Source organism: Corynebacterium sp. HMSC064E10 (assembly GCF_001812505.1).
In the GTDB taxonomy this organism is placed as follows: Bacteria; Actinomycetota; Actinomycetes; order Mycobacteriales; family Mycobacteriaceae; genus Corynebacterium; species Corynebacterium amycolatum.
Genome location: NZ_KV809174.1, coordinates 557,040 through 575,370, shown reverse-complemented (window position 1 = coordinate 575,370; position 18,331 = coordinate 557,040). Strand labels below are relative to the sequence as shown.

The following is an 18,331-nucleotide window of genomic DNA, read 5'->3' as shown; positions in this document are numbered from 1 at the left end:
ACCCCACCTAAAGACACAAAACCCCAGGTAGATTGATGCGTACTAGCGTTTTGCCTGTGCAGTAGAGCGATTCACCAAGGACCGGAAGCCCCCTCCCCTTAACGAAAGCCGATAGCTTTCGCTCATCACTACCACCTTGGCTCCGGTTTCTACGCTCCCCTAAAACAACCAAAGCTCCGGACTGACCAGGAGTCAATGATTCTGAAATCATCATTCTCCTAGCTTGCCCGGAGCCTTAGCCCAGCTACCTAAAAAGAATCAAGCCGCATAAACGCCGATTGATCTAGAGGCCAACAACGCACCTACACGGAGACCAACCAGCACCTACACGAACTTCACACCAGCGAAGTTCTTCTTACCGCGGCGCAGCACAATCCACTTGCCATGCAGCAGATCCTCGGCAGCTGGTTCCCACGCTTCGTCCTCGATGCGCTGGTTATTGGCGTAGGCGCCACCTTCCTTAATGGTGCGGCGTGCTTCGCCCTTCGACTTAGCAAGACCCGCAGCAACCAGGAGGTCAACGACCGTTCGCGGTTCACCCTCGGCAATCTCCGCAACCTCGGTCTCAGAGACAGCACCTACCAGAGTGGCCTCGTCCAGCTCAGTCAGCTCAGCGCGTCCAAACAGCGCCTGCGCTGCTAGCTCCACTGCCTTGGTGGCCTCTTCGCCGTGAACCAGATTGGTCATCTCCTGAGCAAGGCGGCGCTGCGCTTCACGCTTGAACGGACGCTCCGCAACAGCGACCTCGTACTCCGCAATTTCCTCCTGAGTCAGGAAGGTGAACCAACGCAGGTAGTCAATAACAACCGAGTCACCAGCGTTGAGGAAGTACTGGTACCAGGAGTACGGCGAGGTCTTCTCAGCATCCAGCCACAACTTGCCGCCACCGGTGGACTTACCGAACTTCTGCCCCTGCGCATCAGTCACCAGCGGCACGGTCAGGCCGTGCACCTTAGCGCCGTCGATACGCCTGTTCAAATCGACACCAGAGACGATGTTGCCCCACTGATCGCCGCCGCCAATCTGCAGCACACAATCGTAGTTGCGGCGCAGCTGCACATAGTCGTTGGACTGCAGCAGCATGTAGGAAAACTCGGTGTAAGAGATGCCGTCGGACTCGAGGCGGCGCTTGACGGTGTCGCGGTCGAGCATGGTGTTGAGGGAGAAGTTCTTGCCCACATCGCGAAGGAAGTCAATGACGGACATATTCATAGTCCAGTCCGCATTATTGACCATCGTCGCCGGGGCCTCGCCCTCAAAGTCAATAAAACGACGCAGCTGGCCCTTGATGGCCTCCAGGTTGTGCTCAATGGCGTCCTGGCTGAGCATCGAACGCTCACCGACATCACGCGGATCGCCGATGAAGCCCGTAGCACCGCCTGCCAGTGCAATTGGGTGGTGACCGGCCAGCTGGAAACGACGCAACATAATCATCGGAACCAGGTGGCCCGCGTGCAGCGAATCGCCCGTTGGGTCAAAACCGCAATACAGAGTAATCGGGTTTTCGCACGCCTCGCGCAGCGCGTCAACATCGGTGGACTGATTAATCAGGCCACGCCACTGTAGTTCGTCGATAATGTTCTGTTCAGTCACGTCCTCCATCGTAACGTTTCGCTTGCCGACGTTCACCGCGAGGGTGACCTAGAACTCCTCAACCGCCTTCTTGTGGCGCCGATAGGCTGAGACTGAATCGTCCGGCAGCCACAGCCGCCACGGCCTATTCGCAGCTCGGCGAACGCCCACGCGCGGGCCTGCGTGGATGTCGCTAACTAAATCGGCGGTCTCCGGCTGCGCCACAAACACGCGTGACGACGGATCCAGCGCATCTGCCCCATAGTCGCTTAGGTCAAGGCCAAGCGCCTGACCAACATTGCCCGGACCACGTCCGAGACCCGCAACCGCAGGCTTTTCACCACGGCGACGTCGCACCGCATCCATACCCTGCTCAATGCGAACGGAACGGACTAATACTCCCCCGCCCGTGCCGTCCGTAGCGCTAGTGATGTTGGCACAAAAGTGGATGCCATAGGAGCGGTAGATATACCAATGCCCCGCCGGGCCAAACATGGCGCGATTGCGTTCGGTCGGCCCCATAAAGCAGTGCGCTGCCGGGTCGGGATAGCGCTGGTCAGCTGGACCGCCGTAGGCCTCGACCTCGGTGATGGTGGCGGTGACATCCTCAGCGGGGATGACAATTACGCACCCGAGCAGCGTCCGCGCAGCCTCGATAGGAGCTCCCGACAGCATAGTGCGGTCGAGGACGCTGTAGCCGTCGGGAAGCGGGAAAGGCAATTATTTGTCCCAGGTGATAGCTTCGTCAGAAAGCATGACCGGAATGCCGTCGTCGATGCGGTAGGCGATTTTCAGACGGGGGTTGACCAGCACCTGCTCGTCTTCGAGGTATTCAAGCGGCCCCTTGTCACGCGGGCAAGCGAGGATATCAAGGAGTTTCGGATCAAGGCTCATAGTCCACTACCTTACCGAACTGAATTGCCAGGGTGTCACGATGGCTGTCCGAACACTTAACTGCGAACCGGCTTTTCAGCCCACTGCTTTAGCTCAGTGTTCTTCTCGTCGACACGAGCGAGCTGCTCTGCAACACGCACTCCCGCGGTACCACCACGGGTGTCGCGGGAAGCGACAGCGCCGTCGATAGTAAGCACTTCGCGGACCTTCGGAGTCAGTGCCGGGTGGACACCGGCGAGGTCCTCGTCGGAAAGCTCGTCCAGACCGATACCGCCCTTGGACTCTGCGATGCGGACGCACTGGCCGGATGCCTCGTGAGCGTCACGGAAAGGTACGCCTTCGCGGACCAGCCATTCAGCCAGGTCAGTGGCCAGGGTGTAGCCTGCCGGAGCGAGCTCGCGCAGACGATCCTCGTGGAAGGTCAGCGTTGCCACCAGACCGGTCAATGCCGGCAGCAGCAGGGTCAGCTGCTCGACCGAGTCCACCAGAGGCTCCTTGTCCTCCTGGAGGTCACGGTTGTAAGCCAGCGGCTGAGCCTTCAGCGTGGCCATGAGCCCTGCAAGATTACCAATCAGACGACCGGTCTTACCGCGAGTCAGCTCTGCCACGTCCGGGTTCTTCTTCTGCGGCATGATGGAGGAACCAGTCGACCAGGCATCAGCCAGAGTGACGTAGCCGTACTCAGGGGTGGCCCAGTAGATGATTTCCTCTGCCAGACGCGACATATCCACGGCAATCTGGGCGAAGACGAATGCCGCCTCAGAGGCGAAATCACGCGAAGAGGTGCCGTCAATGGAGTTGTCCGTGGCAGAGTCGAAGCCGAGCTCCTCAGCGATGGCCTCCGGATCCAAATGCAGCGAGGATCCTGCCAGCGCACCAGAGCCGTACGGGGATACAGCCAAACGACGGTCGAGATCGCGGATACGGTCGAGATCACGCAGCAGCGGATGCGCATGTGCCAGCAACTGGTGCGCCAGCAGCACCGGCTGAGCCGCCTGAGAGTGAGTCTTGCCCGGCATGATGGCATCCGGATGTGCCTTGGACTGAGCAACCAGGGCGCCGACCAGGTCCGTGACATCCAGTGCGATACCGCGCACGGCATCGCGCAGCCACATGCGGAACAAGGTTGCCACCTGGTCATTGCGGGAACGTCCAGCGCGCAGGCGACCGCCGACCTCCGGGCCGACGCGGTCAATCAGACCGCGCTCCATGGCCCCGTGGACGTCCTCATCCGTCGCCTCTGGACCAAACTCGCCGGAGGCAACGTCGCGGCCGAGCTGATCAAGGCCTGCAATCATGGTGTCAAAGTCGGCATCGCTGAGCAGCCCGCGAGCATGCAGCACTCGGGCGTGGGCCTTGGACGCAAGAACGTCGTAAGGCGCGAGCACCCAGTCGAAATGGGTGGACTTGCTCAATGCAGCCATCGCCTCGGACGGGCCACCCGCAAAGCGGCCGCCCCACAGGGAGCCTTCGTTGGTACCGTGCTTTTCGACCATTGTCTTTTCCAATAGGCCTTTCGCTCTAGTCGCTCTGGAGAATCTTTACAGGTTGAAGTCGCGCTTTGCGGCCATCTTCGAGGACAGGCCGTGCAGCTCGACAAAACCGCGAGCCAGGGTCTGGTCGAAGGTGTCGCCCTCGTCGTAGGTAGCCAGGTTGAAGTCGTACAGCGAGGTGTTCGAACGGCGACCGTTGACGTTGCAGTGACCAGCGTGCATGACCATGCGGATATCACCGGAAACGCCCTTCTGGGACTCCTCGATGAAGGCATCCAGCGCGCGCTTCAGCGGCGAGAACCACAGGCCGTCGTAGACCAGGTTGGCCCACTCGCCTTCGACCTGGCGCTTGTAACGAGCCAGCTCACGCTCAACGGTGACGTCCTCGAGCGCTGCGTGTGCGGCCATGATGGCAATTGCGCCCGGAGCCTCGTAGATCTCGCGGGACTTAATGCCGACCAGTCGGTCTTCAACCATGTCCAGACGACCGATGCCCTGAGCACCAGCGCGGCGGTTCATCTCTTCGATGGCCTCGAGCACGGAAACCTTCTTGCCGTCGATGGCAGTCGGCTTACCATCCTCGAAGGAGATGATGACCTCATCCGGAGAGTTGAAGTTCAGGGTCGGATCCTCGGTGTACGCGTAGACATCCTTGGTCGGTGCGTTCCACAGGTCCTCCAGGTAGCCGGTCTCAATGGCGCGACCGAACAGGTTCTGGTCAATGGAGAACGGCGACGACTTGGACTGCTCAATCGGCAGACCCTTTTCCTCAGCGAAGGCGATGGCCTTATCGCGGGTCCACGCGAAGTCACGAGCCGGAGCGATGATCTTCAGATCCGGTGCGGTGTTGGCGAAACCGACCTCGAAACGGACCTGGTCATTGCCCTTACCGGTGCAACCGTGAGCAACGTGGGTGCCACCGAACTCCTCTGCCGCCTTCGCCATGTGCTTAACAATCAGCGGGCGAGACAGTGCAGAAACCAGCGGGTACTGCTTCATGTAGAGACCATTTGCCTTAATGGTCGGCAGGCAGTACTCCTCGGCGAACTCGTCCTTAGCGTCGACAACGACAGCTTCGACAGCGCCGGCGTCCAGAGCGCGCTGACGCACGGACTCCATGTCCTCGCCGCCCTGTCCGACATCGATAGAAACTGCGACGACCTCGCCGTCGGTCATTTCCTTGAGGTACGGAATAGCAACGGTGGTATCGAGGCCACCAGAGTAAGCAAGAATAACCCGGTTGGTCATAGGGTAAGCGCTCCTTTAATCGGTGCTTTAAAGCATTTCGTGAAATAGTTTACTGGTTCGTTCCGGCGGCTAGACGCTGGGCTAGGTCAGCGCCGGAAAGTGGTTCTCTAGCCAGGCACATTACGGTGTCATCTCCCGCAATTGTGCCAACGATTTCTTTGAGTCCCGCACGGTCAATCACACTGGCTAGATACTGTGCGGCTCCCGGTGGTGTACGCACAACCGCGATGGTGCCCGAATGATCAATGGAGACCAGCAGCTCGTCTAAAACGCGCCGCATCCTGGCCACCGCCCCACTGGAGACAGCGAGTGCATCTTCGACGATGGAATAACGCGAACCGTTGACTCCATCGCGAATCTTTCGGGCGCCCAGCTCATCGAGGTCTCTAGACAACGTCGCCTGCGCAATCTCAATGCCTTCGTCGGCAAGCAGCTCGACGAGCTGAACCTGACTGGACACGTGATGCTGCGCCAACAGGTCAGCGATGCGCGTCTGCCGAGCTGTGCGAGAACCTGGTTGTGCTGCGGTCATGACCTTACTGCCTCTCCACCAGCCAGGTCAGCAACGCCTTCTGAGCGTGCATGCGGTTTTCCGCCTCGTCAAAGACTACCGACTGCGGGCCATCGATGACCTCGGCAGTAACTTCGTTGCCGCGGTATGCCGGCAGGCAGTGCAGGAAGATGGCATCCTCATTTGCCTTCGCCATCAGCTCAGCGTTGACCTGGTACGGCAGAAACGGAGTGCGACGATCCAGGCCGTCGTTCTCCTGCCCCATGCTGACCCAGGTATCGGTGATGACAACGTCGGCACCGGCAATGGCCTCATCGACGTCTGCGGTCACGGCCACGGCCGCACCGGTCTGCTCCGCGACCTTCTTGGCGCGGTCGACGTAGACCTGCTCCGGCTGGAAGTTCTCCGGCGCACAGATGGTGACGTCCAGCCCTGCGGTGGCGAAGCCTACTAGGTAGGAGTTGGCCATGTTGTTGGCACCATCGCCGAAGTAGACAGCCTTCTTGCCACGCAGTCCCGCCTGGCCTTCTTCCGGGCACTTGTGCTCGATGATGGTCTGCAGGTCAGCGAGAATCTGGCACGGGTGGAACTCGTCGGAAAGTGCGTTGACAATCGGCACCGTCGCGGTTTCAGACATGGCCTCCAGCCCTGACTGTGCGTAGGTACGCCAGACGATTGCCGAGACAAAACGGCTGAGCACAGCAGCAGTGTCCTGGTAGGTCTCGCCCTTGCCCATCTGCGAGTTTCCGGTTTCAACCACAATTGCGTTGCCACCCAGAGCCGCAATACCGGCATCGAAGGAGAAACGAGTACGAGTCGAGGTCTTGTCGAACAGCACCGCAACCGACTGCGGCCCCTCAAACGGCCGGCGGGAGTACGGCGCTGCCTTCAGCTCTGCAGCCAACTGCAGCACCTCAGCCTGCTCCTGTGGAGTCAGGTCATCATCGGCGAGAAAATGACGGAGCATCAGTTCCTAATTCCTTCCATTGTTGGCGACAGCCTCGGCGGCGTCGTTCAGGCAGGCATCAATCAACTCGACGGCGCGGTTGATTTCCTCATCACTGAGGTTCAGCGGCGGCACAATTCGCAGCACATTCGCCTGCGGCGCGTTCAGAATGACACCGCGCTCATAACCGGCGTTAACTGCTTCCTTCGCCAGGTTCTCGCACAGCACCAGCCCAAGCATGAAGCCGCGACCGCGCACGTGATCAACATGGTTTAACGACGCAAGCTTGCGAGCCAGGACTTTGCCCTTCTCGGTGACTCGATCGAGCAGCTTTTCTTCTTCCAGCGTCTCGATGACGGCCAGGCCGGCAGCGGCACAGACCGGGTTGCCACCAAAAGTGGTGCCGTGTGCACCGGGAGTGAACAGTTCCGCTGCGCGACCGTTGGCGATGACAGCACCCAGCGGCAGGCCGCCGCCGAGGCCCTTGGCCAGGGTCATGACATCCGGGACGATGCCGTCATGCTGGTGGGCAAACCACTGTCCGGTACGGCCAATGCCGGTCTGCACTTCGTCGACGATCATGAGGACGTCGAAGCGCTTGGTCAGTTCGCGGACCTCGGCGAGGTATCCCTCTGGCGGTGCGACCACACCGGTCTCACCCTGAATTGGTTCCAGAATCACCGCTGCGACACCCAACGGATCGGATTCGATGGTCTTGGTGAGGAAATCGATGTCACCGTAGGGCACGAACTCGACTCCACCCGGCATCGGCTCAAACGGCGTGCGCTTGTCCGGCTGACCGGTCATGGCAAGTGCTCCCATGGTGCGGCCGTGGAACCCGTGATGGGTCGCGATAATACGGTTGCGCCCCGTCAAACGCGCCAGCTTGAATGCAGCCTCATTGGCCTCGGTACCGGAATTGCAGAACATAACCCGGGTGTCATCAGTGTCCCAACCAGTGAGCTCAATGAGCTTCTCGCCCAGTGCCAGTGGTGGCTCAGAGGCGAAGATGTTGGACACGTGCCCCATCGTGGAAATCTGCTTGGACACGGCTTCCACGATCGCCGGATGCGCGTGACCCAACGCGTTGACTGCAATACCGGCGAGCAGGTCCAGGTATTCCTTGCCCTCGGAATCCGTGACAATAGCGCCCTTACCCTGCACAAGCTCAATGCGCGGCGTGCCGTAATTGTTCATCATCGTGTGTTGCCACTGCTGCTTGAAGTCGCTCATGTCGTCTTTCGACCTGCCTAACGTGTGTGTAGGTAAATTCTTGTCCGTCTTTTCTGCCTTATCCGGGCTCTACCATTGTGCCGATACCGCCGGAAGTCATCAGCTCCAGCAGCACCGAGTGTGGCTGGCGGCCATCGATAACGTGAGCCGCTGGCACTCCCTGATCCACTGCATTCAGGCAGGACTCCATCTTCGGAATCATGCCCGAGTCCAGCGTCGGAAGGATTTCTCGCAGGTGCGAAGTGGAAATCTTGGACACCAGCGAATCGCGGTTCGGCCAATCCGTGTAGAGACCCTCGACATTAGTCAGAATCACCAGACGGTTCGCGTTAATTGCCGATGCCAGTGCACCTGCTGCCGTGTCGGCGTTGATGTTGTAGACCTCTTTGCCGTCAGCGGACGGCGCAATCGTGGAGACCACCGGAATACGGCCGGCATCAATCAGGTCCAATAGCGTTTCCGAGTGCACCTCGGTGATATTGCCAACCAGCCCGATATCTGTCTCCTTGCCACCGACGTTTACCGTGCGTCGAGTACCGGTGAACAGGCCACCGTCCTCACCAGAGGTACCTACCGCATACGGCCCGTAGGCGTTAATGAGGTTCACTAGTTCGCGGCCGACCTGCCCGAAGAGAACCATGCGGACAATTTCCATGACCTCCGGAGTCGTGACACGGAAACCGCCTCGGAACTCTCCCTCCAGCCCCAGGCGCTTGAGCATCGACGAAATCTGGGGGCCACCGCCATGGACAACCACCGGCTTCACCCCCACGGTGCGCAGGAAAACCATGTCCTGCGCGAAGGCCTTCTTCAGTTTCAGGTCGGTCATCGCGTTACCGCCGTACTTGACCACCACAATCTTGTCACGGTGGTGCTGCAGCCACGGCAGGGCTTCCGCCAGCACATGTGCCCGCTGTTCGAAGGACAGCCCTTCGGTCAACTGGTGAACCATTGCAGAGTCTCCTCAAAACCGTTACGACGAATATGCCGAGTTGATGTGAACGTAATCGTGGGAAAGGTCCGTCGTACGAATCGTGGCCTCTTCCGGATTACCAGTACCGAGGTCAACCTCAACGGCGATGTCCTTGCCGGAGAGATCCACTTCACGAGCATCAGGCGTGCCACCGGTATCGCGACAGACTACGTGACCATTGAAGGAAACCGTGATGTGCTCGGGATCCATATCCACCGGCGCGGTACCGACAGCCGCCAACACACGACCCCAGTTCGGGTCCGAACCGAACATCGCACACTTGAAGAGGTTGTCGCGGCCGATAATGCGAGCAGCTACCAGGGCATCTTCAGCGCCACCGGTGCCACGCACGGTCACGGACACACGTTTGGTCACGCCTTCGGCGTCCGACTGCATCTGGCGTGCGATGGAATCACACACGCTGAGCACTGCCTGATCGAGCTCCTCCTGCGAGGGCTTCACGCCAGAGGCACCGTTGGCCAAAATGATGACGGTGTCATTGGTGGAGGTGGAGCCATCAATATCTAGGCGGTTAAACGTAACCTCGCTCGCCTTGGCAATAGCCTCGTGCGCCATTTCTGCGCTTACCGACGCATCCGTCGTAATCACACCGAGCATCGTGGCCATCGACGGGCTAATCATGCCAACGCCCTTGCCCATAGCACCGACAGTGAATCCGTCACCATGCGCAACGGCCTGCTTTGCCACCAAGTCAGTGGTCAAGATGGCCTCTGCTGCAGCCGTACCTGCGGCGGTATCGCCGCCCAGTTTCTCAATCAGCTTCGGCACACCTGCCAGCACAATGTCCATCGGCAACCGGTCACCAATCAAGCCGGTGGAACAGGCGCCAATCTCGGTAACGTCGACGCCGAGCCCATCTGCGACCTTTTGGCAGACTTCGAGGGCGTCGGCAATACCCGGCTGACCATTGCAGGCGTTGGCATTGCCGGAGTTCAGCACCACTGCCGACAGCTTGCCGTCAGCGATGTGCTTCTTGGATACCGTCACCGGCGCAGCATGGACACGGTTGGTGGTAAAGACAGCCGCCGCGGTCTTCTCCGGCCCCTGGTTTACGATGAGCGCCATGTCCGGGTTTCCGCTGACCTTGATGCCTGCAATGACACCGCTGGCCGCGAACCCCTGAGGTGCACATACGCCGCCTTCGTCACCAGCGACGTTGACGAGACCTTCTTTTTCTTCCTTCATCATGGGGCAACTCCTACCAGTGGAAGTCCTGCAGTTTCATTCTGTCCAGTAACCAAATTCATGCACTGAACTGCGGCACCACCGGTGCCCTTTGTCAGATTGTCAATCGCCGAGGTCAGCACCAGGCGCTTGGCGCGTTCATCTACCTCGACCTGAATCTGAACCAAGTTAGAGCCAATTACCGACTGTGTCTGCGGCAGCAGCCCTTCGGCCAACACCTGCACAAACGGCTCATCCTTGTAGAACTCGAGGTAGGCTTCCCGTGCGGCTGCCTCTGTAACCCCGTCGACAAGCGGGGCGGTAATAGTGGTGAGAATGCCGCGCGACGTCGGGGCGAGTACGGGCGTGAAGCTGACGGTGAGATCCTCTGCGTACGGCTTGAGGTTCTGCAGGAACTCTGCGGTGTGGCGGTGCTTGCCCGCAGTGTTGTAGGCGCGGAGATTGCCCATAACCTCGGACCCGAGCAGGGGCACAGCCGCCTTCTTGCCCGCACCGGAGGTACCGGTGATGGAAACAACGGACAGGTCCGGCTCAACCAGGTTCTTTGCAACTGCCGGCAGCGCCGTAATTGTACCCCCAGTGGGGAAACAACCCGGCACAGCAATGCGCTTCGAAGCAGCCACTACTTCCCTGTTGCCCGGCAGCTCTGGAATACCGTAAGCCCAGGTACCGGCATGCTCCGAGCCGTAGTAGTGCTCCCACTCAGCGGCATCCTGCAGGCGGAAATCCGCGCCGCAGTCAATAATTACCGTGTCATCCCCCAACTGCTCTGCAATCGCAGCCGAATGACCGTGGGGCAGCCCGAGGAACACCACGTCATGTCCAGCGAGTGTGTCACCATTAGTCGGCTCAATACGACGGTCAGCCAAAGGTGCCACATGAGGCATAATGTCGCCCACACGAGCACCCGCGTTGGATGCTCCCGTCAGTGCGCCGATGGTTAGTTCGCCGGAAAGATACGCCGGGTGCGACAACAGGATGCGGAGAATCTCTCCTCCTGCGTAACCGGTCGCACCGGCAATGGCAACGGAAATACTCATGTCAAACATTCAACACTTTTATTCACTGTGTTGCAAGATATTCATAGAATTCGTTGTCAAAGTGCTGGAATTCTACCAATGTGACGTGAGTGATTTATGAATATAACGCCGTCGTCGGTACATACACTTCGTTCAACCAGCACGCCGGACTATTCAACACCGGACTACTCAACGCCGGACTATTCAACTACGCCGTTTGACTCCTGGCTCATCACACCATCTGCCCACTGCGCCACCGATGACGTCGTGGTGTAGAGATAGTAACCCGACTCCTCCGGGGCGACGCTGCCATCAAAAGCCACTGCACCCGAGAACACCGCAGCCAGCTGGCCGTCGATAAAGAGCGGTCCGCCCGAATCGCCCACCTGCAACGCCGCGGGGCGCTCCATGTGCGCCAACACTGAGTCTTCCCGCACGCACTGTTGATACTTCACCGGGCACATCGACGCGGTGACGGTCGCCATCGGCAGCGAGCCATCTGCAACATCGCCGAGCAGCGATCGCCCATAGACCGTGCCTGCCGTTTCTTGCTCTGAAAACGCTTGACGACGTTCCATTGCGGGATACTCCGGAAGAGCTGCATCGCCCGCTAGGTGAATAAGCGCTACGTCACCGGTGGGCGCAATCTCCCAGCGATCAATCGGTACACGCCGGGCATCCGGGCCGAAACCGACCTCGACTTCCCCAACCTGTACCTGGACATCACGGACGCAGTGAGCTGCGGTCATTACCCACTGCGGGGCGATTGCAGTTCCCGTGCAAAAGTTTCCGGTATGGGGACTGGTCCGGACCATGACCGACACCACGGAGTCCGCCGCCACACTAGGCGCAGCAGCCTCCCCGCCGACCAGCGCAGCCGCACTCGGCGCGCCGGTGAGCAATAGACCTGCCGTGACAGCAGCTGCTGCCACAGTCGCCGCAGGCTTCGCACTGCTCACAGCGCGCACTCCGACACGCTGCTCTCGTGCCTCTGCGCTATTCAGCCTGTTGTCGCGGTGACGCAAGATGCCAATCATGGGTATCTCTGCCTGGGGCTTCCCCTTTTAGCCGCGCAGCTGAGCGCCGTGACGGGTAGTGGCCAGCTCAATGGCCGCCTCGCGAGCTGCGGAAGCTTCCTCTTCCTTCAGCGTACGGTCCGGTGCGCGGAAACGCAGGGAGTACGCCAGTGAGCGAACGCCTTCGCCCATCTGCTCGGAACGGTAAACATCGAAGACACGGATGGATTCGAGGAGCTCACCGGCACCTTCCACCAGAGTCTTCTCCACCTCTGCGGCAGAGACCTCATCGCTGACAACAAGCGCGACGTCCTGGTGGACGGCTGGGAACGGGCTGAGTACCGGCGCCGGCAAGTGCTCCGTCACCGGCAGTGCATCGAGATTGATCTCCATAGCGCAGGTGCGCTCCGGCAGACCAGCATCCTTGCACACCTTCGGGTGCAGCTCACCGGCGTGGCCGACGACGTGACCGTCGACAAGCAGCTCAGCGCAGCGGCCCGGGTGCCACGGCAGCACCTCAGCGTTACGGATCTCCAGCTCGACGTTGGCAGCGCGGGCAACAATGCGCGCAGCTTCGATGGCATCGGCGACGGTGTACGCGGCCTCATCACCCCACGGGCTATCCAGGCGGATACGCCCACAGGCGACAGTGGCGACGTGCAGTGGCTGCTCCGGCAGCGAGTCCAGAAGCTCAGCGCGCTCGGCCTCGCTCGGCAAGCCGGCAGTCGACGGCATCGGCGAGACACCGTTACCGCGCTCGATGGATACCTGCTCCACACCATAGAGCGACAGGTCGACTTGGCCGCGAGCAACATTGCGCTTCAGCGACTCCAGCATGGACGGCAGCAGAGTCGTGCCCAGCTGAGCGTGGTCGGACTCCAACGGGTTGATGACCTTGACGGTATTACGACGCGGGTCATCAGCGTCCAGGCCCCAGACGTCGAATACATCGTTGGCAATGAACGGTGTCGGCAGAATCTCCAGGTAGCCATTGTGGGCCAACGCGTGACCGACGAAGCGGCGGCGCAGCTGACGCTCGGTCAGACCGCGGCCGGCCGGAGCGATTGGAAGGATAACCGGAATGTCTTCCAGACCCTCCAGTCGCAAGATTTCCTCAACCAGGTCAGCGGACATGGTCAGGTCCGAGCGCCAGGTTGGCGGAGTGACAGCCAGGCGGTCACCGTTGTCAACGACCTCGCAACCGACCTCGCGCAGGCGACCAATGACGGTTTCACGCGGGTAATCAACGCCCGCAACTTCGCTGGCGCGGTTGACGGCAAAGTCAATAGTCGGCATGGTGGCAACCTCGCCGAGCAGGGTGCGACCAGTGTCGATAGTGCCGCCGGCGATGTCAGCGAGCAGCTGGCAGGCCAAGTCCAGAGCCGGCTCGACAAGGGCGGTGTCCACGCCGCGCTCGAAACGTCGTGAAGCCTCGGAGCTCAGCTTGTGGCGGCGACCGCTGCGGAAGACGTGCAGCGGCGACCAGTTGGCGGCCTCGAAGACCACATCGGTGGTGTCGTCGGCAATCTCAGAGGTAAGTCCGCCCATGATGCCGGCCAGTGACTGAATACCGTTGTCGTCGCAGATGACGACGTCCGCCGGGTCGAGCTTGCGGTCCACGTGGTCGAGAGTCGTCAGAGTCTCGCCGGCCTTAGCGTTGCGGATGTGCAGGCCACCAGCGATCTTGGAGCCATCGAAGGCGTGCATCGGCTGACCGAGCAGCAGCATCACGTAGTTGGTGACGTCCGTGGCCACGTTGACCGGACGCTGACCAGCCAGCAGCAGACGGCGGCGCATCCACCATGGGGTCTCGGCGTTCGGATTGATGCCGGTGACGCGGCGCAGACCAAAGCGGCGGGTGTCGGTGTCCTCGTCGATGGTGACGTTCAGGATCTCACCATCGACCGGTAGCTCCTTGACCTTGGCTGGATCGGCGAAGTCGAGGTTGAATGCGGAGCAGATCTCGCGGCCAAGACCGCGGGCCGACAGCGCATAACCGCGGTCCGGAGTGATGTTGACCTCGAACTTTTCATCATCGAGCCCAATGAACTCCTTGGCGCACGAACCCAGCTCAGCCGGGGCCGACGGGAGCGTGAGAATACCGGCGGAGGAATCGGTCATGCCCAGCTCAGCTTCGGAGCAGAGCATGCCGTTGGAAACCTTGCCGTAGGTCTTCCGTGCGGAAATCTCGAAACCGCCCGGCAGCACGCAGCCCGGCAGTGCGACGACGACAATCGAGCCCTCTTCGAAGTTGCGGGCACCACAGATAATCTCCTGCAGTTCGCCGGTGCCATTGGCATCGCCGACGTTGACCTGACAGAAGCGAATTGGCTTCTTGAAGCCCTCGAGCTCCTCAATGTGGTCGACACGACCGAAAACCAGCGGACCCTCGATCTTCTCCAGCGGCTCGTGCCCCTCGGTTTCAAAACCAACGCGGACAAAGCCCTCATCCAGCTCGTCCGGGGTGACGGACCAGTCCGGGTTGATGGTGTTCTCTGGGCCGCGAGCGATTTCAGTGACCCACGACTGTGGAATGAACATGTAAGTAAAACTCCTATCTGTAGGTCAGTGAATTAGCCGCGGATACCGAACGGCTGCGTGAAGCGAACATCGCCTTCGACCATGTCGCGCATATCGGTCAGACCGTTGCGGAACTGCAGGGTGCGCTCCAGCCCCATGCCGAACGCGAAGCCCGAGTACACCTCCGGGTCAATGCCGGAGGCCCGCAGCACGTTCGGGTTCACCATGCCGCAGCCGCCCCACTCAATCCAGCCAGCGCCGCCCTTCTTGTTCGGGAACCAGACATCAACCTCAGCCGACGGCTCGGTGAACGGGAAGTAGTTGGTGCGCATACGGGTCTTGGTCTCCGGTCCGAACAGCGCCTTTGCCATATGGTCCAGCGTTCCGCGCAAGTGGCCCATGGTCAGACCCTTGTCCACAGCGAGCCCCTCGACCTGGTGGAAGACCGGGGTGTGGGTGGCGTCGAGCTCATCGGTACGGAAGGTACGCCCCGGGCAGATAACGTAAATTGGCAGGTCACGCGACTGCAGAGTACGAACCTGAACCGGAGAGGTGTGCGTACGCAGCACCTGCTTGGATCCTTCCGGCGCAATGTGGAAAGTATCCTGCAGGGTACGAGCCGGGTGATCCGGCAGGAAGTTCAGCGCGTCAAAGTTGAAGTACTCGGCTTCGACCTCCGGGCCCTCGGCAACTTCCCAACCCATGCCCACGAAGATGTCACCGATCTGCTCAGACAGGATAGTAATTGGGTGCATACCGCCACGCTGGCCTCGCGTGGTGTCCACCGACACGTCGATGCGCTCCGCGACCAGACGGCGCGCGTTTTCCTCTTCCTCCAGCACCGCAAGACGCTCTGCATAGTGCTTCTCGACAGCTCCGCGAACAACATTCACGCGACGACCAGCATCCTTGCGCTCAGCCTTCGGAATGGAGCCCAGCGCGCGGCGAGCCTGCGGAATGTAACCTTCATCCCCCAAGTGCTCACGACGGGCGGCAGAAAGCTCATCCAGGTTGCCGGCAGCGTCAAAGGCATCCGTGGCCTTCTGCGCAGCCGCCTGGAGGGCGTCCTCGGAAAGATCGATAGGATTTGGCGAATCGCTCACGTGTCAACCACTTCTATATAGGACTATCAGTTCTTGTGATGGAACAATCATAGTCGAGGATAACTGCACACGTGCACGCACCTCACCATCGAGGTTTCCTAGTTACCCCGAACTGTCTCCCACAGGCACATAGCCGCTGCGGTGGCGAGGTTCAACGACTCTGCCTCGCCCTTAATCGGGATGGCCACACTCGCCCCCGCCGAGGCCGTAATCTCCTCCGACAGGCCATGTGCTTCGTTGCCGAAAAGCCAGGCGACGGGACCGTCGGGAAGCGCATCAACACCGAGCGTGAGAGCGCCATCCATCGCCGTAGCGAGGGTGGTAAAACCCGCTTCCCTGACTCTCTCCACAACGACATCGATATCGCGCTCGCGTGCGACCGGTGTATGGAAAACAGACCCCGCAGAGGAACGCACGGCCTTCGAGTTCAAAGGGTCAACCGAATCGCCAGCAAGGATCACCGCACCAGCACCGAGGGCATCAGTCATGCGCACAATCGTGCCAACATTGCCCGGGTCATTGCACTCCACCGGAATCACCAGACAACCGGACTGCTTTCCAACCTCAATGGCCTCCTCCAACGAAGTGGACACCGCACCTGTGTCGCAGACGGCGAAAAGCCCGGTAGTGGTGACGGTTTCGCTTAATGAGCGGGCGGCGGAGTCGTCGATAAGCGAAACAGACTTGCGCTGCGTCCCAGGTTCGAGATACCCCGTGAGCAGCTCGCAGAACTGCTCGGCGGCGGCTGCCGTGACGAAGATTTCCACGACAGCCTCTGCGCGGATAGCCGCATCGACGGAATTGAAGCCCTCGACGAGGAAGCGCCCAGCCTTCTTCCGCTTGGCCGCACGGTGGAGCTGAATAGCCGCCGAGACGCGCGGAGTGCGAGGAGTAAACGGCTCGTCGTTGAAGTACAGCGCAGAGTTCATAGTGATTAATCCTAGTGATGCGGCTCGGGATTCATAACCGCCAGTGCGGATACGAAAAACCACCGCCAAGGTTATTCGTTAACCCAATCGACGGTGGTTTTTCAGAGATGTTGGCAAGACCGCACTGCCAGTCGCAGGCGCTTGCCGACGCTACGTACGAGTTACCTCGTAGCTGCTTTACTTAGCAACAGGAGCGTTGACATCCTCCGGCAGAGCGTCCTTAGCGACCTTGACCAGAGCAGCGAATGCCTGCGGGTCGTTGACAGCCAGCTCAGCCAGGTTCTTACGGTCAACCTCAACGCCAGCCAGGTTCAGGCCCTGGACGAAGCGGTTGTAGGTGATGTCGTTAGCGCGGGCAGCAGCGTTGATGCGCTGAATCCACAGACGACGGAACTGACCCTTACGGTGGCGGCGATCGCGGAACTCGTAAGTCTTGGAGTGGAGCATCTGCTCCTTGGCCTTGCGGTACAGGCGAGAGCGCTGACCACGGTAGCCCTTTGCGGAATCGAGAACTTCGCGACGCTTCTTCTTAGCGTTAACAGACCGCTTCACACGTGCCACGGTGATACTTCCTTTTCGTTGTCTTTAAGAACTAGTGAAATTAAGAGGGCGATTGCCCTGGGACGAGACTTGAAAAATTAAGCCTTGCCCAGCAGACGCTTGACGCGCTTGACGTCCGACTTAGCAACGTCCGTGGTGCCCTTCAGGCGACGGGTACGAGTGGACGGCTTGCCCTCCAGGAGGTGGCGGCGGTTAGCCTGCTCGCGGCGCAGCTTGCCGGAACCGGTAACCTTGATGCGCTTTGCGGTGCCCTTATGGGTCTTCTGCTTCATGTTAAAACTCTCCCCTACCGATCTTTGACGCTCATGGCGCAAAGATCTCGTTTACAACCATTTCTGGTCAGGTCGGTTACTTCTTACCCTTATTCCGAACCGGCCCCAGGACCATAGTCATGTTGCGACCGTCCTGCTTCGGGCGAGACTCGACGGTGCCGTACTCTTCGACATCGGCGGCCAGACGCTCCAACAGGCGGAATCCCAGTTCTGGACGAGACTGTTCACGGCCACGGAACATAATCGTGACCTTGACCTTCGAACCCTTCTCCAAGAAACGAACAACGTTGTTCTTCTTGGTTTCGTAGTCGTGGTCATCAATCTTCGGACGGAACTTCTGCTCCTTGACCACAGTCTGCTGCTGGTTCTTTCGAGCCTCGCGTGCCTTCTGGGCTTGTTCGTACTTGAACTTGCCGTAGTCCATAATCTTGGCGACCGGCGGCTTTGCTCGCGGAGCAACCTCAACCAGGTCAAGGTCTGCTTCGTAAGCGAGCTTGAGTGCGTCACCGGTGCGGACAACGCCCACCTGCTCACCATTCGGTCCTACAAGGCGGACTTCCGGTACTCGAATATCCTCGTTAATACGAGCTTCAGCGCTGATGTGGCCTCCTAGGTTGAACCTGAACAATCTTCGTTTCAAACCGCGATAGCAAGCGGGAAAGGAAGAAAAGCCACGCGTCTACAGCGGATTACTACACACTGTATAAGGACGCCTTCCAATCGTGCGATGTGACATCACCGATTAGGGTGGACCCCGGCGCTACCGTAATTCTTTGGCGCACCTAGGGTGGGACTTAAATCCTCTTCGCTGCCGAATGCAACTAAATGCTCCCCG

General features: G+C 59.9%; 18 protein-coding genes. All 18 read right to left on the bottom strand.

All coding sequences use genetic code 11. The annotated features are described in order from the left end of the window. Positions 1–324 precede the first annotated feature (324 nt). The 18 genes from tyrS to infC all read right to left on the bottom strand — a co-directional run bounded on the left by tyrS (position 325) and on the right by infC (position 18,124). On the bottom strand, positions 325–1,602 hold the full coding sequence (tyrS, locus tag HMPREF2860_RS10820; RefSeq protein ID WP_038629019.1) for a tyrosine--tRNA ligase: 1,278 nt from the start codon (positions 1,600–1,602) through the stop codon (positions 325–327). 39 nt (positions 1,603–1,641) lie between these two features. Beyond that, positions 1,642–2,247, bottom strand: a complete 606-nt coding sequence (locus tag HMPREF2860_RS10815) for a DNA-3-methyladenine glycosylase (protein ID WP_052155611.1) — start codon at positions 2,245–2,247, stop codon at positions 1,642–1,644. A gap of 45 nt (positions 2,248–2,292) precedes the next feature. Next, positions 2,293–2,466: a Trm112 family protein gene (locus HMPREF2860_RS10810; protein WP_038625618.1), complete on the bottom strand. Its 174-nt coding sequence runs from the start codon at positions 2,464–2,466 to the stop codon at positions 2,293–2,295. 56 nt (positions 2,467–2,522) lie between these two features. Next, positions 2,523–3,962, bottom strand: coding sequence for an argininosuccinate lyase (argH, locus tag HMPREF2860_RS10805; protein WP_038625620.1), 1,440 nt, complete (start codon positions 3,960–3,962; stop codon positions 2,523–2,525). Between the two features lie 45 nt (positions 3,963–4,007). Continuing rightward, the gene (locus HMPREF2860_RS10800; RefSeq protein WP_038625621.1) at positions 4,008–5,207 is read right to left on the bottom strand and encodes an argininosuccinate synthase; all 1,200 of its coding nucleotides are present in this window, start codon (positions 5,205–5,207) and stop codon (positions 4,008–4,010) included. 49 nt (positions 5,208–5,256) lie between these two features. Then, positions 5,257–5,739, bottom strand: a complete 483-nt coding sequence (locus tag HMPREF2860_RS10795; RefSeq protein WP_038625622.1) for an arginine repressor — start codon at positions 5,737–5,739, stop codon at positions 5,257–5,259. A gap of 4 nt (positions 5,740–5,743) precedes the next feature. Next, positions 5,744–6,685 (bottom strand): ornithine carbamoyltransferase, encoded by a 942-nt coding sequence (argF, locus tag HMPREF2860_RS10790; protein ID WP_038625624.1) that lies wholly within the window; start codon positions 6,683–6,685, stop codon positions 5,744–5,746. 6 nt (positions 6,686–6,691) lie between these two features. After that, the gene (locus HMPREF2860_RS10785) at positions 6,692–7,897 is read right to left on the bottom strand and encodes an acetylornithine transaminase (RefSeq protein ID WP_070628933.1); all 1,206 of its coding nucleotides are present in this window, start codon (positions 7,895–7,897) and stop codon (positions 6,692–6,694) included. Positions 7,898–7,955: 58 nt separating this feature from the next. Continuing rightward, positions 7,956–8,849 (bottom strand): acetylglutamate kinase, encoded by an 894-nt coding sequence (gene argB / locus HMPREF2860_RS10780; protein WP_005511727.1) that lies wholly within the window; start codon positions 8,847–8,849, stop codon positions 7,956–7,958. Between the two features lie 21 nt (positions 8,850–8,870). After that, the gene (gene argJ / locus HMPREF2860_RS10775) at positions 8,871–10,079 is read right to left on the bottom strand and encodes a bifunctional glutamate N-acetyltransferase/amino-acid acetyltransferase ArgJ (protein WP_070628932.1); all 1,209 of its coding nucleotides are present in this window, start codon (positions 10,077–10,079) and stop codon (positions 8,871–8,873) included. Beyond that, on the bottom strand, positions 10,076–11,116 hold the full coding sequence (gene argC, locus HMPREF2860_RS10770; RefSeq protein ID WP_187402459.1) for an N-acetyl-gamma-glutamyl-phosphate reductase: 1,041 nt from the start codon (positions 11,114–11,116) through the stop codon (positions 10,076–10,078). Before argC ends, argJ begins: the two co-directional genes overlap by 4 nt. A 179-nt stretch (positions 11,117–11,295) precedes the next feature. Then, complete coding sequence (locus tag HMPREF2860_RS10765) at positions 11,296–12,132, bottom strand: trypsin-like serine protease (protein WP_070628931.1); 837 nt, start codon at positions 12,130–12,132, stop codon at positions 11,296–11,298. A gap of 27 nt (positions 12,133–12,159) precedes the next feature. After that, complete coding sequence (gene pheT, locus HMPREF2860_RS10760; protein ID WP_070628930.1) at positions 12,160–14,652, bottom strand: phenylalanine--tRNA ligase subunit beta; 2,493 nt, start codon at positions 14,650–14,652, stop codon at positions 12,160–12,162. A gap of 32 nt (positions 14,653–14,684) precedes the next feature. Then, the gene (gene pheS / locus HMPREF2860_RS10755; protein ID WP_070429629.1) at positions 14,685–15,734 is read right to left on the bottom strand and encodes a phenylalanine--tRNA ligase subunit alpha; all 1,050 of its coding nucleotides are present in this window, start codon (positions 15,732–15,734) and stop codon (positions 14,685–14,687) included. A 98-nt stretch (positions 15,735–15,832) separates the two neighbouring features. Continuing rightward, positions 15,833–16,663, bottom strand: a complete 831-nt coding sequence (locus tag HMPREF2860_RS10750; RefSeq protein ID WP_070628929.1) for a TrmH family RNA methyltransferase — start codon at positions 16,661–16,663, stop codon at positions 15,833–15,835. Between the two features lie 177 nt (positions 16,664–16,840). Next, a complete protein-coding gene (gene rplT, locus HMPREF2860_RS10745; RefSeq protein WP_070628928.1) occupies positions 16,841–17,224 on the bottom strand; it encodes a 50S ribosomal protein L20 in 384 nt (127 codons plus the stop codon). Positions 17,225–17,301: 77 nt separating this feature from the next. After that, a complete protein-coding gene (gene rpmI, locus HMPREF2860_RS10740; RefSeq protein ID WP_005511726.1) occupies positions 17,302–17,496 on the bottom strand; it encodes a 50S ribosomal protein L35 in 195 nt (64 codons plus the stop codon). Between the two features lie 76 nt (positions 17,497–17,572). Continuing rightward, a complete protein-coding gene (gene infC / locus HMPREF2860_RS10735) occupies positions 17,573–18,124 on the bottom strand; it encodes a translation initiation factor IF-3 (RefSeq protein ID WP_005511730.1) in 552 nt (183 codons plus the stop codon). Positions 18,125–18,331 lie beyond the last annotated feature (207 nt).

What these genes read in the sequence shown, in the direction of transcription:
- tyrS (WP_038629019.1), bottom strand. Translation starts at nt 1,602, where the DNA reads ATGGAGGACGTGACTGAACAGAACATTATCGACGAACTACAGTGGCGT.
- HMPREF2860_RS10815 (WP_052155611.1), bottom strand. Translation starts at nt 2,247, where the DNA reads ATGCTGTCGGGAGCTCCTATCGAGGCTGCGCGGACGCTGCTCGGGTGC.
- HMPREF2860_RS10810 (WP_038625618.1), bottom strand. Translation starts at nt 2,466, where the DNA reads ATGAGCCTTGATCCGAAACTCCTTGATATCCTCGCTTGCCCGCGTGAC.
- argH (WP_038625620.1), bottom strand. Translation starts at nt 3,962, where the DNA reads ATGGTCGAAAAGCACGGTACCAACGAAGGCTCCCTGTGGGGCGGCCGC.
- HMPREF2860_RS10800 (WP_038625621.1), bottom strand. Translation starts at nt 5,207, where the DNA reads ATGACCAACCGGGTTATTCTTGCTTACTCTGGTGGCCTCGATACCACC.
- HMPREF2860_RS10795 (WP_038625622.1), bottom strand. Translation starts at nt 5,739, where the DNA reads ATGACCGCAGCACAACCAGGTTCTCGCACAGCTCGGCAGACGCGCATC.
- argF (WP_038625624.1), bottom strand. Translation starts at nt 6,685, where the DNA reads ATGCTCCGTCATTTTCTCGCCGATGATGACCTGACTCCACAGGAGCAG.
- HMPREF2860_RS10785 (WP_070628933.1), bottom strand. Translation starts at nt 7,897, where the DNA reads ATGAGCGACTTCAAGCAGCAGTGGCAACACACGATGATGAACAATTAC.
- argB (WP_005511727.1), bottom strand. Translation starts at nt 8,849, where the DNA reads ATGGTTCACCAGTTGACCGAAGGGCTGTCCTTCGAACAGCGGGCACAT.
- argJ (WP_070628932.1), bottom strand. Translation starts at nt 10,079, where the DNA reads ATGATGAAGGAAGAAAAAGAAGGTCTCGTCAACGTCGCTGGTGACGAA.
- argC (WP_187402459.1), bottom strand. Translation starts at nt 11,116, where the DNA reads ATGAGTATTTCCGTTGCCATTGCCGGTGCGACCGGTTACGCAGGAGGA.
- HMPREF2860_RS10765 (WP_070628931.1), bottom strand. Translation starts at nt 12,132, where the DNA reads ATGATTGGCATCTTGCGTCACCGCGACAACAGGCTGAATAGCGCAGAG.
- pheT (WP_070628930.1), bottom strand. Translation starts at nt 14,652, where the DNA reads ATGTTCATTCCACAGTCGTGGGTCACTGAAATCGCTCGCGGCCCAGAG.
- HMPREF2860_RS10750 (WP_070628929.1), bottom strand. Translation starts at nt 16,663, where the DNA reads ATGAACTCTGCGCTGTACTTCAACGACGAGCCGTTTACTCCTCGCACT.
- rpmI (WP_005511726.1), bottom strand. Translation starts at nt 17,496, where the DNA reads ATGAAGCAGAAGACCCATAAGGGCACCGCAAAGCGCATCAAGGTTACC.